Consider the following 14,659-nt stretch of genomic DNA (forward strand, 5'->3'; position numbering starts at 1 on the left):
TGACGGCGGGTGGCTGGGATGTGACGGACGTTAATTGACACGTCGTGCCAAAGACAAGGCCCTGCAGACTGCGCGGGTGGAGTCGAACGTCCTGTTGCACCTGTGCACCGCCGAGGAGTGGGACGCCGCCCGGGCGGCCGGTGCCGTGGCCCCGCCATCGCTGGCCGAGGTCGGGTTCGTGCACCTCTCGACGCCCGAGCAGGTCACGCTGCCGGCAAACCGGCTCTTCCGCGGCCGGCCGGACGTGCTGCTGCTCGTGATCGACCCGGCCCGCGTCCACGTCGACGTCCGCTGGGAGCCCGGCGTGCCCGGCGACCCGGAGTCCATGCGCTTCCCGCACGCCTACGGCCCGATCCCGACGACGGCGGTGACGGCCACCCTCCCCTACCGGCCGGGCGACGACGGCACGTTCACCGCGCCGACGCTGCCGGGCTGAGCCGCCCACGGGCATCGACCGCCCGACGGGCCTCCTCGGCGATGAGATCCATGTTGATCGCCGCACCGGCCATCAGCCCGGCCGCGGCGGACCCGATCACCTGCGCCTGCACGTCGGCGACGTTGCCGGCCGCCCAGACGCCGGGCACGGCGGTGGCGCCACCCGGCCCGACGGGCACAGCGCTGCCGACGACGTGGTCCCCCATCCGCACCTCCTCCGCCACCAGGCCCGGCACCGGGGGTACGCGGGCGGTGAACCTCGGTGCGACGACGAGCACCTCGCGCGCGACGGTCCGGCCCGAGACCAGGCGAACGCCCGCCAGCCGGTCGTCGACGACCTCGAGCCCGGCGACCTCACCGTCCACCACGGCGATGTCGAGCGCGGCGAGCTGCTCCCACTGTTCCGCGGGAAGATCGGGCCCGGTGTGGAGGAACACCGTGACGTCGCCGGTCAGCTGCCGGAACAGCATCGCCTGGTGCGCGGCCATCGGCCCCGTCGCCAGCACCCCGACGGCCTGGTCGCGCACCTCCCAGCCGTGGCAGTACGGGCAGTGCAGCACGTCCCGGCCCCACCGCTGCGCCAGCCCGGGCACGTCCGGCAGCTCGTCGACGAGGCCGGTCGCGACGAGCAGCCGGCGGGCCGTCTCCGTGCGCCCGTCGTCGAGGTGGACCCGGAAACCCGGCTCGACGCCGACCACGCTTCCGCGTACCAGCTCCCCGCCGTAGCCGACGACCTCCTCGCGCCCTGCCGCCAGCAGCTCACCCGGCGGCGTGCCGTCGCGGGTCAGGAAGTTGTGCACCCCGTGGGCCGGCGCGTTCCGGGGCTCGCCACCGTCCACCACCAGCACCGAGCGCCGGGAGCGGAGCAGGGCCGTGGCGCCGGCCAGCCCAGCGGCTCCCCCGCCGATCACGATCACGTCGTAGGACATGCCGCCCACTCTGGGCGGGAGACGACGGATCGGCACGGTTTCTTGCCAATTCGCAAAGTTGTTCCCGAGACCGTGCGGCGCTACCCGACCCGGGACGCGCCGGTCTGGTGGGTCGTCAGCCGCCCTCGTGAGACGCGCGGCCGGGGGTGTGCCCCACCCCATCACGGGGGTCCTCGCCAGGGACGCGTGAACCCGGCGTCCATAGCGTCTGCGTCCATGACCAGCACGCTCCCCCTCCCGGGACGGCAGCGGACGAAGACCGACCTCCTGCTGTTCCTCACCGCCACGTTCGCCGTCAGCTGGCTGCCGTGGGGCGCGGCGCTGCTCGCCGGGGGCGACACCGCTGAGCCGCTGACCCAGCTGCTCTTCGTCGTCGGCTCCTTCGGCCCGACGGTGGTCGCGCTGCTGCTCTGGTGCTGCGGGAGGCGCCGCCCGCGCGGGCGCAACCCGTTCGGCGCGGTGGGGCTCTGGTTGCCGCCGGCGCTGCTGCTGGGGGCGGCACCCGCGGTCGCCGGGGCCCTCGTCGACGGCACGCTCGACCTCGCGGTCGCGAGCGGCCGAGCGGCGACGGTCGGCGGGCCGCTCCTGGTGATCGGGTACGTGCTCGTCGCCGGGCCGCTGTCGGAGGAGTTCGGCTGGCGGGGATACGCGCAGCCGCGCCTCCGCCGCCTGCTCGCGCCGGTGCCGACGGCGGTGCTGCTCGGCCTCGTCTGGGCGGTGTGGCACGCACCGCTGTTCCTGCTCACGGGCACGACGCAAGCCGAGATCGGGCTCGGCAGCGTGCAGGCGCTGCTGTTCTTCGTGACGTTCGTGCCGATGAGCTACACGATCTGGGTGGTGTCGGAGCGGCTGCGCGGCGGCGTCGCGGCGGCCGTGGCGGTGCACGCCGCGAACAACGCGGCGTCCGGGCTGTTCCCGACGTCCTCGACGGCCGCAGCCCTCCTGACCACCGCGGTGACCACCGCGATCGCCGTGGCACTGCACGTCCTGGTCCGCCGGACTCCCACGACCTGATCTACGCGGACGTACCACCTTCGATCGACGCGGACCGCGGGCCGGCACGTGTTCAATGGCCGCGTGAAGGGTTGGCCGGCCGGGCGCGAGCAGCTCGAGGACGCGCTCTACGTGGTCGGCTACTTCACGCTGGGCGGGCTGCTGTACCTGGTCGTCCCCGAGGTCGCCGTCCGCTGGAGCGACGCGCCGGAGCCGTCGCCGTGGGCCCTGCTGGGGCTCCTCTCCGTCGCCTCCATCGGCCACACCCAGCGGCGGGTCCGGCCCGTGCTCGGGCTCGCGATCGCCTGCGTGGCACTGCTCGGGATGGTGCAGCTGGGCACCGTGCCGCTCGCGATGATGTTGATCCTCGGCGACCTGCTCTACTGCTCGGTCCTCCACACGTCCGAGCGCCTCAGCCTGAGGGTGGCCGGCGCCACCGCGGCCGTTGCGGGGGGCGCCGCGCTCGTCAGCCTGGTGTTCGAAGGTGGCCGCGCCGCCGTGCTCGTCATCCTCAACCTGGGGCTGGTGCTCGCGGTACCGGTGCTGTGGGGGCGGGAGGTGCGCCTGCACCGCGGGCAGGCCGACGCGCAGCGGGAACGCGCCGAGCAGGCGTCCCGGATGGCCGAGCTGGACCGGGCCGCCGCCGTGGCCGCCGAGCGGGCGCGGATGGCCCGCGACCTGCACGACGTGATCGCGGGGCAGCTCTCGGGCATCGCGATCCAGTCCGAGGCGGCGCTCAACCTGCCGGACCCGGACCCGGCCGTGCTGCGGCGGGTGCTGCAGTCGGTGCGCCGCGACAGCGTCGCGTCGCTCGCCGAGATGCGCACGATGATCGGCCTGCTGCGGGCCGACGGCGCGGGCGACGCCGACCCGCGCACGGCGCCCGCCGGCCTCGACCGGCTCGACGCGCTCCTCGAGTCCGCAGCAGGCACCGGCCTGCGGATCGAGGTCGACGACGCCCGCGGCGGCGTCGCCGCGCTGCCCGCCGCGGTGGACCTGGCGGCGTTCCGCATCGTGCAGGAGTCGCTGACGAACGCGGCCAAGCACGCCCCGCGCAGCCGGGTGCGCCTGCACCTGGACGACCACGACGGAGAACTGGTGATCGAGATCGAGAACGACCTCGTGCCCGGCGCGCCTGCCGGCGGGGGGACCGGCACCGGGCTCCTCGGCCTGCACGAGCGGGCGGACGCCGTGGGCGGCACCGTCACGGCGGGGGCGGACGGCGGCCGCTGGCGCGTGCATGCCGTGCTGCCGGTGCCCGCTCCGGCCGGGGCGTCCAGGTGAGCGCCGAACCCGTGCGCGTGGTCGTGGCCGACGACCAGGCGGCGATCCGCACCGGACTGGTGATGATCCTCGACTCCGCCCCGGACATCACGGTGGTCGGGGAGGCCGCCGACGGGCTCGCCGCCGTCGCCACGGCCCGCGAACGCAAGCCGGACGTCGTGCTCATGGACATCCGCATGCCGGGCATCGACGGCATCGAGGCCACCCGCAGGCTCATCGCCGAGTCGGTGTGCGAGGTGCTCGTGCTCACCACCTTCGACCTCGACGAGTACGTCGACTCCGCGCTCGCGGCCGGCGCGGCCGGCTTCCTGCTGAAGTCGGTGGAGGCACCGGCGCTGCTCGCCGCCGTGCGCGCGGTGGCGAAGGGCGACGGTGTGCTCGCGCCCGAGATCACCCGCCGGGTGATCGCCCGGCTCGGCGCACCTGCGCGCAAGCCGGTGCGGCCGCCCGGCCTCGACGAGCTCACCCCGCGCGAGCTGGACGTGCTCGCCTGCCTCGGCCGCGGCCTGTCCAACGCGGAGATCTCGGCCGAGCTGGTGATCAGCGAAGCGACGACGAAGACGCACGTCTCCCGCGTGCTGACGAAGCTGGGCCTGCGCTCGCGGGTGCAGGCGGCGATAGCGGCCCAGGACGCGGGCCTGGTCGGCTAGTACTGCAGCCCCTTTTCCGACGAACGGCGCGTTCGTCGGATAGGTACCGACGAACGCGCCGTTCGTCGGTACGGGGGACAGCTCAGCGCATCCGCGCCGACAAGGGGATCGCGTCGTGGACGTCCGCCACCGCCGTGATCGGGGTCGGCGGGGTGGCGGGCGCGGCGGCAGCGGCGGAGAGCATCGCGACGACCGTGGTGAGGGCGGCGAGCGCGATCCGGGAGACCGGTCGAGCGCCGGGGCGGCCCACCCGATGCCGCCCGTGGCCGCCCACCCGGGACCGGGCAGGCGCTTCGAGCCCCAGAGCAGCGGCGGGTGAAGCGGGGTCGGCCGCGAGCGCGGCGGCCACGGCGGCCGCCGGGGGCCGACGCCGCGGGTCGTCCTGCGTCATCGCCCTCAGAACGGTCCCGAGCCCGGCGGGCAGCCCTTCGGGCACCGCCGGAGCGCGGTACAGCCGGGCGGTGGCCGACTCGACCGCGGCGCCCGGGTACTCCCGCCGCCCCGTCAGGGACTCCAGCAGCACCAGGCCGAGCGCGTAGACGTCGGTGGCCGGGGCCACGTGCTCCCCGCGCACCTGTTCGGGGGCGAGGTAGGCGGCGGTGCCGACGACGCAGCCGTCCGCGGTGGCCGCGGTGGCCTCGAGCGCCCGGGCGATGCCGAAGTCGGCGAGGCGCGGGCGCCCGCCGTCACCGAGCAGGACGTTGGCCGGCTTCACGTCGCGGTGCACGATGCCGGCCGAGTGGACGTAGGCCAGCGCGTCGGCGAGGTGGGCGCCGAGACGACGCACCGCACCCGGGGCGAGCGGCGGGCCCGAGGCGATCCGCTCGGCGAGCGTGGGCCCCTCGACCAGGTCGGTGACGACGAACGGGCATTCGTCCACGAGTCCACCGTCGTGCAGACGGACGAGTCCCGGATGGTCCAGTCGTGCCAGCAGCGCCATCTCCTGACGCTGCTGCCTCAGATCTCGCTCCGAGCCGCCCGGCCGGAAGCACTTGATCGCTACCTCGACACCGCGCCGCAGGTCACGGGCGCGGTGCACGACGGCAGACGATCCTGCGCCGAGCACCGACCCGAGCTCGTAGCGGCCGGCGACAACGCGGGGGACGTCGCCGAGCGCATCAGCCTCGTCGGGGGCCATACCGAAGTCTTTCCCCCGTCCGGGGCAGCTACGCACATATCCGGGAAACTTTGGCCCGGATGTGCGTCACCCGTTGGCGGCAGTCGTGAGGGCCCTGCGGGTGAGGACGCGCGCGAGGTGTCGTCGGTACTCCGCCGTGGCGCCGAGGTCCGTCGGCGGCTCGGTGCCCTGATCGGCCAGCGCCGCGGCGTCCTCGATGGAGGCGCCGTCCGCGAGCGCGGCCTCGGTCTGCGAGGCCCGCAGCGGGGTGGAGCCCATGTTGACCAGCCCCACCCGGCCGTCGACGACCGCGACCCCGACGATGGCCCAGTCGTTCGCGCGCCGGGTGAACTTCTCGTAGGCCCAGCCCGCTCCGCCGGTGCGCGGCACCCGGACCTCGACGATCAGCTCGTCCGGTTCCTTCACCGAGGAGAACACGCCGGTGTAGAAGCCGGTGATCGGTACCTGCCGCTCGCCGCGCGGGCTGCGCAGCACCACCGTGCCACCGAGGGCGAGCACGGCGGCGGGGAGGTCGGAGGCCGGGTCGGCGTGGGCGAGCGAGCCGCCGAGCGTGCCGCGGTGGCGCACCTGCGGGTCACCCACCGTGCGGGCGACGGCGGGCAGCAGCGGGCACTCGGCCGCCAGCACGTCCGAGGTCTCGATCGTGCGGTGCCGGGTGCCCGCGCCGATCACGACCTCGTCGCCGTCGACCCGGACGTACTGCAGCTCCGCGAGCTTGCCGATGTCGATCACGAGCTCGGGCGCGGCCAGCCGCAGCTTCATGACCGGGAGCAGCGAGTGGCCACCCGCGAGCAGCGTGGCGTCCTCACCGTGCTCGGCGAGCAGGGCGAGCGCCGCGTCGACCGAGTCGGGACGGGCGTAGTCGAAGCCGACGGGGATCACGAGCCGCTCCCGGTGGAGAAGCCGGGTGCTGCGAGCTCGGCGGGCGAGTCCTCGGCCTCTGCCGGGTCCTTCCCCGCCGCGGCCAGCACGGCCCGGACGATGTTGTGGTAGCCGGTGCAGCGGCAGAGGTTGCCCTCCAGGCCTTCGCGCACCTCCCGCTCGGTGGGGTGCGGGTTCTCCTCCAGCAGGCCGGCCGCGGCCATCACCATGCCCGGCGTGCAGAAACCGCACTGCAGTCCGTGCTCGGCGCGGAACGCCGCCGCCACCGGGTGCAGGTGCTCCGGATCGGGCGAGAGCCCCTCCATCGTGGTGACCGACTGCTGGTCGGCCTGCACGGCGAGCACCGTGCACGACTTCACCGACTCGCCGTCGAGCAGCACGGTGCACGCCCCGCAGGACGTGGTGTCGCAGCCGATGTTGGTGGCCTTGAGCCCGACCACGTCGCGCAGGTAGTGCACGAGCAGCAGCCGCGGCTCGACGTCCGCGGTGGTGGCCTCGCCGTTGACCGTGATCTGGACCTTCTCGGTCACTTCACACCCCCTGCAGCCCGGATGGCCTCCCACACCCTCAGCGGGCTGGTCGGCATGTCGATGTGGCGGACGCCGAGGTGCGACACGGCGTCGATCACCGCGCTCTGCACGGCCGGCGTGGCGCCGATGGTGCCCGCCTCGCCGATGCCCTTCGCGCCGATGGGGTTCAGCGGCGTCGGCGTCTCCATGCTCACCAGCGTGAAGCTGGGCAGCTCTGCCGCGGACGGGAACCCGTAGTCGGCGAACGTGGCCGTGAGCGGGTTGCCGTCGGCGTCGTAGACGACCTCCTCCAGCAGGGCCTGTGAGATGCCCTGCGCGATGCCGCCGTGGCGCTGCCCCTCCGCGAGGAGCGGGTTGAGCACCGGGCCCGCGTCGTCGACCGTGACGATCCGGTCGACCACCGCCTTGCCCGACTCGGTGTCGACCTCGACCACCGCGACGTGCGCACCGAACGGGAACGTGGCGGCCCCGCTGTCGAACGCGGTGTCGACGCGCAGCTGCTCCTTCGCGGCCAGGTCGGCGAGATCGACGCCGGTGCCGGTGCCCTTCACCGTGACGCGGCCGTCGACGACCTCGAGGTCGTCGACGCTCGCCTCCAGCAGGTCGGCGGCGCGCTGCTTGGCGATCTCCACCAGCTGGCCGGCCGCCTGGTACACCGCGACGCCGCCGGTCTGCAGGCTCCGCGAGCCCATCGTGCCGACGCCGCGCGGGATGAGGTCGGTGTCGCCGTGCTTGACGGTGATCTTCTCGATCGGGATGCCCAGGTGCTCGCTGGCGAGCATCGCCCACGCCGTCGCATGCCCCTGACCGTGTGGGGAGGTGCCGGTGAGCACGGTCACAGCGCCGTCGGGGTGCACCTCGACCGAGGCGTCCTCGCGGAACTCCCCGCCGCCGGTGATCTCGACGTAGGCCGAGACGCCGATGCCGAGCTGCACGACGTCGCCGCGCTCCCGCCGCGCCGCCTGCTCGGCCCGCAGGTCGGAGTACCCGGCGGCCTCCAGCACCCGGTCGATGGCCTTCTCGTACTCGCCGGTGTCGTAGGTGGCCCCGCCCTTCGTGGTGAACGGGAACTTGTCCGGCGGCACCACGTTGCGCTTGCGCACCTCGGCCGGGTCCATGCCGATCTCGGCGGCGAACAGGTCCATGGCCCGCTCGATCGCCGCCGTCGCCTCCGGGCGGCCTGCGCCGCGGTAAGCGCCGGTGGGAGTCGTGGTGGTGACCAGCACCCGGGCCCGCGACTCCACCTTCGGGATGTCGTAGACGCCCGGCGCCATCTGCCGCGTGAAGAACGGCAGGAACACGCCGACGGCCGGGTAGCCGCCCGCGTCGGCGAGCACGTCGAGCCGGTACGCGAGGACGGTGCCGTCGCGGCGCCCGCCGATCGTGATCGTCTGCAGCTGGGCGCGGCCCTGCAGCATCCCGGTCATGTTCTCCGAGCGGGTCTCGGTCCACCGGACCGGCCGCCCGACCTGCTTCGCCAGCCACGCGACCAGCGCGAACGTCGGGTCGCCACCGATCTTCGCGCCGAACCCGCCGCCGACGTCCGGCAGGATCACGTGGACCTGCGCCGGTTCGATGCCGAGCCAGCCCGCCACCTCGTCACGGGCCATCTGCGCGTTCTGCGAGGACGCGAACAGCGTGAGCCGCCCGTCGTCGCCCCATGCGGCCGCGGCGGCGCGCGTCTCCAGCGGAGAGGCCGCCAGGCGCTGGTTGACGATCTCGTCCGTGACGACGACCTCGCAGTCGTCGAACAGGTGCTCGTCGAACTCCTGGTCGTCGAACGCGAGCGCGAGGTTGGTGCCCGCCTCCTCGAACAGCACGACCTCGTCCGCGAGGGACTCCTTCAGGTCGATCACGGCCGGCAGCGGGTCGTAGTCGACCTCCACCAGGTCGGCCGCGTCCTGCCCCTGGTACGGGTGCTCGGTGAGGACGGCCGCGACGGGCTCCCCCACGAACCGCACCCGGTCACCCGCGAGGAACGGCCGGACCATCGCCCGGTTCGCGGCCGGGAACAGCAGCGCGGGCGAGAGGTCGAGGTCGGCGGCGGTGAACACCGCGACGACGCCGGGCGCGGCCTTGGCCGCCTCGACGTCGATCCCGGTGATGCGGCCGTGCGCCAGTGGGGACCGGACGAGCGTGAGGTGCAGTGCACCGGTCAACCGCTCGTCGGTCAGGTCGTCGGTGTATGTCGCTCCCCGCGAGAGGAACACCGGATCCTCTGTGCGGACAACGCGCGTGCCCATGATGCTCATCGCCCGGGATGTTAGACCTCCGATGTGTCCCACCGCCCGCGCTGCGGCGATCCTTCCGCGGCGTGGAACCTGATCAATCGGCCAGGTCGGTCGCACACCGCAGCAGGCTGCTCACTGCTGGCCCACCATGGTTGCGTGCCGTCCATCGTCGAGGCCGAGTTCACCGCCGCCGTCGCGCCGTTCCGCGGCGAAGTCACCGCGCACTGCTACCGGATGCTCGGGTCGCTCGCCGACGCGGAGGACATCGTGCAGGAGACGTGGCTGCGGGCGTGGCAGGCGTGGCCCGGCTTCCGGCCCCGCTTGGACGACCGCGAGCGGTCCGTGCGCGCGTGGCTGTACAAGATCGCCACCAACCGCTGCCTGACGTTCCTCGGGCGCACCGCACGCCGGGAGCTGCCGACCGCGGTGACGCCCGGCGAGGCACAGGAGGTGCGCTGGTTGGAACCGCTGCCCGACGGCCTGATGTCCTACGCCGACCACCTGGACCCGGCGGAGCGGCTGGTCGCGTGGGAGAGCGTCGAGCTGGCGTTCCTGGTGGCCCTCCAGCACCTGCCGCCCCGGCAGCGCGCCGCGCTCCTGCTCCGCGAGGTGCTCGGCTACTCGGCCGCCGAGACGGCCGACCTGCTCGACACCTCGGTCGCGGCGGTGAACAGCGCGCTGCAGCGCGCCCGCCTGCCGCGGGCGCAACCCGCACCGGACCGGGACGCGCCGGGAACGGCCGAGCTGGCCCGTCGGTACGCCGCCGCGTGGGAGGCGGGCGACGTCGAGGCGATCGTGGCGATGCTCGCCGAGGACGCGCGCTTCTCGATGCCCCCGCTGCCGGAGTGGTACGCCGGGCGGGACGCCATCAGGGAGTTCCTGGTCACCGGCCCGCTCACCGACCGGTGGCGATTCCTCCCGACCAGCGCCAACGGCATGCCGGCGTTCGCGACCTACTCGTGGGACGGCACCGCGTTCGTCCCGATGGGGCTCGACGTACTCACGGTGCGCGATGGCGTCGTGCAGGAGGTCGTGTCGTTCCTGGAGGCCGACTTCTCCCGCTTCGGGCTCCCGGGGCGGATCGAGCGATGAGTTCGCGCGCCGCGCGGGGTTGACCGAGCATGAAGACCGATGAGGAAGAGATCCGAGAGCTGATCGAGCGGTGGGCGGCCGCCGTGCACGCAGGCGACCTCGACGAGGTGCTGGCCGACCACCCCGGCGACATCGTGATGTTCGACGTGCCGCCGCCCCAGCAGGGCGTCCGCGGCATCGAGGCCTATCGCGACACGTGGCCGGGCTTCTTCGAGTGGCAGGCGCAGGGGGCGACGTTCGACATCGTCGAGCTCGACGTCACGGCGGGCGAGGACGTCGCGTTCGCGTGGGCGCTGCTGCGCTGCGGCACCGCCGAGCACCACGCGGCCAACCCCGAGCACCGGCTGCGGATCACGTTCGGCCTCCGCAAGGAGAACGGACGCTGGCTGGTGGCGCACGAGCACCACTCGTTCCCCGACGAGACGGTCACGAGCGACGCGGAGATCCGCGCCGTGCAGGACCTGCAGCCGTAGCCGTCGCCCGTGTCAGCAAAGCCACCTTCCTGACGTCACGCGTCAGCAAGGTGGCTTTGCTGACATCCCTCAGGCCAGCGGGAGGTTGATCCGGCCGCCGGACTCCGTGAACTCCTCCGCCTTCTCCGCCATCCCGGCCTCGATCGCCGCGACCGTGGTCAGGCCGTTGGCCTCGGCGTAGTCGCGGACGTCCTGCGTGATCCGCATCGAGCAGAACTTCGGCCCGCACATGGAGCAGAAGTGGGCCGTCTTGGCGGGCTCGGCGGGCAGGGTCTCGTCGTGGAAGGCGAGCGCGGTGTCCGGGTCGAGGGAGAGGTGGAACTGGTCGAGCCAGCGGAACTCGAACCGGGCCGCCGACAGCGCGTCGTCGCGGGCCTGGGCGCGCGGGTGCTCCTTGGCCAGGTCGGCGGCGTGAGCGGCGATCTTGTAGGTGATCACGCCGGTCTTCACGTCGTCGCGGTCCGGCAGGCCGAGGTGCTCCTTCGGCGTGACGTAGCAGAGCATCGCGGTGCCGCGCTGGGCGATCCGGGCGGCGCCGATCGCGCTGGTGATGTGGTCGTAGCCGGGCGCGATGTCGGTGGCGAGCGGGCCGAGGGTGTAGAAGGGCGCGCCGCCGCACCACTCCTCCTCCAGCCGCACGTTCTCGTCGATCTTGTGCAGCGGGACGTGCCCGGGCCCCTCGATCATCACCTGCACGTCCTTGGAGCGCGCGACCGCGGTGAGCTCGCCCAGCGTCCGCAGCTCCGCGAGCTGCGCCTCGTCGTTGGCGTCGGCGATCGAACCGGGCCGCAGCCCGTCGCCGAGGGAGAACGTGACGTCGTAGGCGCGCAGGATGTCGCAGAGCTCCTCGAAACGGGTGTAGAGGAACGACTCGCGGTGGTGGGCGAGGCACCAGGCCGCCATGATCGAGCCACCCCGGGAGACGATCCCGGTGACGCGCTTCGCGGTGAGCGGCACGTAGCGCAGCAGCACGCCCGCGTGCACCGTCATGTAGTCGACGCCCTGCTCGCACTGCTCGACCACGACGTCGCGGTAGAGCTCCCACGACAGCTTCGCGGGATCCCCGCCCGCCTTCTCCAGCGCCTGGTAGATCGGCACGGTGCCGATCGGGACGGGTGAGTTGCGCAGGATGCACTCGCGGGTCTCGGTGATGTTCCTGCCGGTCGAGAGGTCCATGACGGTGTCGGCGCCCCAGCGCGTGGCCCACACCATCTTCTCCACCTCGTCCTCGATCGAGGAACTGACGGCGGAGTTGCCGATGTTGGCGTTGACCTTCACCAGGAACCGCTTCCCGATCACCATGGGCTCCGACTCCGGGTGCCTCCGGTTCGCGGGGACCACCGCGCGGCCCGCGGCGACCTCGGACCGCACCAGCTCGGCGTCGACGCCTTCCCGGATCGCGGCGAACCGCATCTCCGGCGTGATCAGGCCGGCCCTGGCGTAGGCGAGCTGGGTGCCCGGCTCGCGGGCCGTGATCCACGGGGCGCGCAGCGGTGGCAGGCCCGCGGCGAGGTCGATCGGGGCGGTGTCGTCGGTGTACGGGCCCGAGGTGTCGTACACGTCGTGGTGCTCGCCGGTGGACAGCTCGATGCGGCGGACCGGGACGCGCAGCCCGTCCGGTCCATCGAGATACGCCTTGTGCGAGCCCCTGATGGGGCCGGTCGTGACGGACGGCGCGACAGCGGTCATCGCTGTTCTTCTCCCTACGTCGGCATTACCCGGACAGGTTCTGCGGTCGGCTGCACATGCCCTCTCAGCCCGTTGCGCGCACGAGCTCCCGCGGTGTGTTCAGTTGTGCCGGACTTCTCAGTCGGTCTGCTCCCACCAGGGCCGGACCGCCCACAGCGGTGAGATCGGGCCGTGGCCCCCGCCGAGCGGGTACGAGTGCCGCACGGCCTCGACGACGTAGCGCTTCCCGAGCGCGACGGCCTCGGGCACCGGCACGCCGCGGGCGAGCCAGGACGCGATGGCGGACGCCATGTTGTCCCCGCTCCCGTGCGTGTTGCCGGTGTCGAAGCGCGGGCCGGGCAGCTCGGTGAACGTGTGCCCGTCGTAGAGGAGGTCGACGCACACGTCGGTGTCCTCCTGCAGGTGCCCGCCCTTGATCAGGACGTACTGCGGGCCGAACCCGTGCATCACCTTGGCCGCCTCGTACTGGGCCGCGCGGTCGTGCACGTCAACGCCTGCGAGCAGGCGCACCTCGTCGAGGTTGGGCGTGGCCAGCACGGCGCGGGGGAAGAGCAAGGTGCGGTAGGCGTCGAGGGCCGCGTCGGCGAGGAGCGGGTCGCCGTGCATGGAGGCCGCGACCGGGTCGATGACCAGTGGGACCCCGTCGCCGCCGATGCCGACGCGGTCGCAGGCGTCGACGATCGCCTCGATGATCGGCGTGTCGGCCAGCATCCCGGTCTTGACCGCGCCGAGAGCGATGTCGCCTGCGACCGACTCGATCTGGGCCGCCACGACCTCCGGCGGGATCGTGTGGACGCCGGTGACGCCCAGGGTGTTCTGCACGGTGACCGCGGTGACGGCCACGCAGCCGTGCGCCCCGCAGGCCGCCATGGCCCGCAGGTCGGCCACGACGCCGGCGCCGCCGCCGGAGTCGGTGCCCGCGATCGTCATGACGGTCGGGGGTGTGGTGCCCACGGTGGACTCAGCCATATTCGCCTCCCTACGCCGGCATTACCCGGACAGGTTCCTGCGGTCGGCGGCGCACCAGCCGCCCTCTCAGCCCGCTGCTGCGAGCTCCCGTCTGCCTCGACCGTAACCCGAACGGACGGGCGAGGGGAAGATCCGGCGGCGGCGCGTCGTTGAGCCCCACATGCCACTCGAAGGTGAGTACGAGATCAGCCCGACCGGATGGGTCCGCGAACAGACCGAGAAGATCTTCGAGACCGGGACCACGGAGAGCGTCGACATCAAAGGCCGCCCCGTGGTGCTGCTGACCACGCGCGGCGCCAAGACCGGGAAGTTGCGCAAGGTCCCACTGATGCGCGTGGAGCACGAGGGCGACTACGCCATCGTCGCCTCCTTGGGAGGCGCGCCGAAGCACCCCGTCTGGTACTACAACGTCAAGGCCGACCCGCACGTCGAGCTGCAGGACGGCACGGAGTCGCGGGACTTCAAGGCGCGCGAGGTCACCGGCGAGGAGAAGGCGATCTGGTGGGAGCGGGCCGTCGCGGCCTACCCGGACTACGCCGACTACCAGAAGAAGACGACCCGGGAGATCCCCGTGTTCGTCCTGGAGCCGCTGGAGGTCTGAGCGGGTCACGACCGCTCCACCGCCGCGACGTACGCGCGCAGGACGGGCGCCGGGATCTGGGCCGCACTGCCCCGCGAACGGCGCCCGTCGTGCTGCACGTAGGTGACCGCGGCGACGCGCAGCCTGCCGCGTTCCCGCATGAGCACCGGTCCACCGGAGTTGCCGCGCTGCACGCGCCACGGCGTCCACAGCTCGGCGGTCCCGGCGCGCAGGACGAGCCGGCCGAATCCCGACCGCCGGGAGCGGCACCGGGCTCACCGGCCAGACGAACCGCGGAACGCCGCCGTGCGGGTAGCCGACGGACAGCGCGAGCGCTTCGAGCGTGCCGGCCGCGGATATCTCGAGCGGGGTCACCGGCAACCCCGACGAGTTGATCCGGACGAGCCGCAGGTCGGCCTCCTCGGCCAGCCGTCGCCGCACCGATCACGTGCTCGTTGGTCACCAGGTCGGCGTGCCGGCCGTCGTTGCGGATCACGAACGCGGTGCCGCGGCTCGACCGCGTCTCGATGCTCACGACGGCGTCGACCTCCGCGGGCGGGTTCTCGGGCAGCTCCACGGCCTGCAACGCCGTGCGGGGCCGGCCCGACAGCCCGAACCGTCCCGGGACCCTGACCTGCCCCGACCTCCGGGGCGGAGCGCCCGCCAGCTCGCTGCCCCGGGATTTCCACCGGCTCGACGCGCAGGACGTGCGCCGCGTCGGTCTCGGGAACGGATCGGCTGAGCTCGATCTTCATCCGGTTCTCCTCCCTGTTCGGCCGTGCGC

At 73.2% G+C, this 14,659-nt stretch carries 15 protein-coding genes; 7 read left to right on the forward strand and 8 right to left on the reverse strand.

The genetic code is table 11. The annotated features are described in order from the left end of the window. The first annotated feature begins 76 nt into the window (after window positions 1–76). Window positions 77–436 carry a DUF952 domain-containing protein gene (locus FB388_RS34400; RefSeq protein ID WP_342787953.1) on the forward strand — a complete coding sequence of 120 codons (360 nt, stop codon included), beginning with the start codon at window positions 77–79 and terminating at the stop codon, window positions 434–436. On the opposite strand, the gene FB388_RS34405 is transcribed toward FB388_RS34400, so the two are convergent. Further along, window positions 411–1,364, reverse strand: a complete 954-nt coding sequence (locus FB388_RS34405) for an NAD(P)/FAD-dependent oxidoreductase (RefSeq protein WP_142106852.1) — start codon at window positions 1,362–1,364, stop codon at window positions 411–413. The genes FB388_RS34400 and FB388_RS34405 overlap by 26 nt on opposite strands. Before the next feature lie 216 nt (window positions 1,365–1,580). On the opposite strand from FB388_RS34405, the gene FB388_RS34410 reads away from it, so the two are divergent. The 3 genes from FB388_RS34410 to FB388_RS34420 all read left to right on the forward strand — a co-directional run bounded on the left by FB388_RS34410 (window position 1,581) and on the right by FB388_RS34420 (window position 4,291). Beyond that, a complete protein-coding gene (locus tag FB388_RS34410) occupies window positions 1,581–2,378 on the forward strand; it encodes a CPBP family intramembrane glutamic endopeptidase (RefSeq protein WP_142106853.1) in 798 nt (265 codons plus the stop codon). 63 nt (window positions 2,379–2,441) lie between these two features. Then, window positions 2,442–3,641 carry a sensor histidine kinase gene (locus FB388_RS34415; protein WP_142106854.1) on the forward strand — a complete coding sequence of 400 codons (1,200 nt, stop codon included), beginning with the start codon at window positions 2,442–2,444 and terminating at the stop codon, window positions 3,639–3,641. Then, complete coding sequence (locus FB388_RS34420) at window positions 3,638–4,291, forward strand: response regulator transcription factor (RefSeq protein ID WP_142106855.1); 654 nt, start codon at window positions 3,638–3,640, stop codon at window positions 4,289–4,291. Before FB388_RS34415 ends, FB388_RS34420 begins: the two co-directional genes overlap by 4 nt. An 82-nt stretch (window positions 4,292–4,373) precedes the next feature. Here the strand turns inward: FB388_RS34420 and FB388_RS34425 are convergent, their stop codons facing one another. The 4 genes from FB388_RS34425 to FB388_RS34440 form a co-directional block, all read right to left on the reverse strand. Further along, window positions 4,374–5,429, reverse strand: coding sequence for a serine/threonine-protein kinase (locus FB388_RS34425; RefSeq protein WP_142106856.1), 1,056 nt, complete (start codon window positions 5,427–5,429; stop codon window positions 4,374–4,376). A gap of 66 nt (window positions 5,430–5,495) precedes the next feature. Further along, entirely contained in the window at window positions 5,496–6,311 is an 816-nt protein-coding gene (locus FB388_RS34430; RefSeq protein WP_142106857.1) for an FAD binding domain-containing protein, read from the reverse strand. Next, the gene (locus FB388_RS34435) at window positions 6,308–6,841 is read right to left on the reverse strand and encodes a (2Fe-2S)-binding protein (protein ID WP_142106858.1); all 534 of its coding nucleotides are present in this window, start codon (window positions 6,839–6,841) and stop codon (window positions 6,308–6,310) included. The genes FB388_RS34430 and FB388_RS34435 overlap by 4 nt, the downstream gene beginning before the upstream one ends. Continuing rightward, window positions 6,838–9,093: a xanthine dehydrogenase family protein molybdopterin-binding subunit gene (locus tag FB388_RS34440; RefSeq protein WP_142106859.1), complete on the reverse strand. Its 2,256-nt coding sequence runs from the start codon at window positions 9,091–9,093 to the stop codon at window positions 6,838–6,840. The genes FB388_RS34435 and FB388_RS34440 overlap by 4 nt, the downstream gene beginning before the upstream one ends. 135 nt (window positions 9,094–9,228) lie before the next feature. Between FB388_RS34440 and FB388_RS34445 the strand changes: the two genes are divergently transcribed. Then, entirely contained in the window at window positions 9,229–10,164 is a 936-nt protein-coding gene (locus FB388_RS34445; RefSeq protein ID WP_142106860.1) for an RNA polymerase subunit sigma-70, read from the forward strand. A 29-nt stretch (window positions 10,165–10,193) separates the two neighbouring features. Further along, window positions 10,194–10,637: a YybH family protein gene (locus FB388_RS34450; RefSeq protein ID WP_142106861.1), complete on the forward strand. Its 444-nt coding sequence runs from the start codon at window positions 10,194–10,196 to the stop codon at window positions 10,635–10,637. Between the two features lie 69 nt (window positions 10,638–10,706). Here FB388_RS34450 and thiC read toward each other — a convergent pair whose 3' ends face one another. Together thiC and thiD are read right to left on the reverse strand one after the other, a co-directional pair. Further along, complete coding sequence (gene thiC / locus FB388_RS34455) at window positions 10,707–12,326, reverse strand: phosphomethylpyrimidine synthase ThiC (RefSeq protein ID WP_142106862.1); 1,620 nt, start codon at window positions 12,324–12,326, stop codon at window positions 10,707–10,709. A gap of 117 nt (window positions 12,327–12,443) precedes the next feature. Continuing rightward, the gene (thiD, locus tag FB388_RS34460) at window positions 12,444–13,295 is read right to left on the reverse strand and encodes a bifunctional hydroxymethylpyrimidine kinase/phosphomethylpyrimidine kinase (RefSeq protein WP_142106863.1); all 852 of its coding nucleotides are present in this window, start codon (window positions 13,293–13,295) and stop codon (window positions 12,444–12,446) included. 160 nt (window positions 13,296–13,455) lie between these two features. Between thiD and FB388_RS34465 the strand changes: the two genes are divergently transcribed. Continuing rightward, the gene (locus tag FB388_RS34465; protein ID WP_142106864.1) at window positions 13,456–13,896 is read left to right on the forward strand and encodes a nitroreductase family deazaflavin-dependent oxidoreductase; all 441 of its coding nucleotides are present in this window, start codon (window positions 13,456–13,458) and stop codon (window positions 13,894–13,896) included. Window positions 13,897–13,901: 5 nt separating this feature from the next. Here the strand turns inward: FB388_RS34465 and FB388_RS39740 are convergent, their stop codons facing one another. After that, window positions 13,902–14,069: a hypothetical protein gene (locus FB388_RS39740; protein ID WP_170225969.1), complete on the reverse strand. Its 168-nt coding sequence runs from the start codon at window positions 14,067–14,069 to the stop codon at window positions 13,902–13,904. Window positions 14,070–14,659 lie beyond the last annotated feature (590 nt).

The sequence above is a fragment of the Pseudonocardia cypriaca genome (assembly GCF_006717045.1).
GTDB classification, from domain to species: Bacteria; Actinomycetota; Actinomycetes; order Mycobacteriales; family Pseudonocardiaceae; genus Pseudonocardia; species Pseudonocardia cypriaca.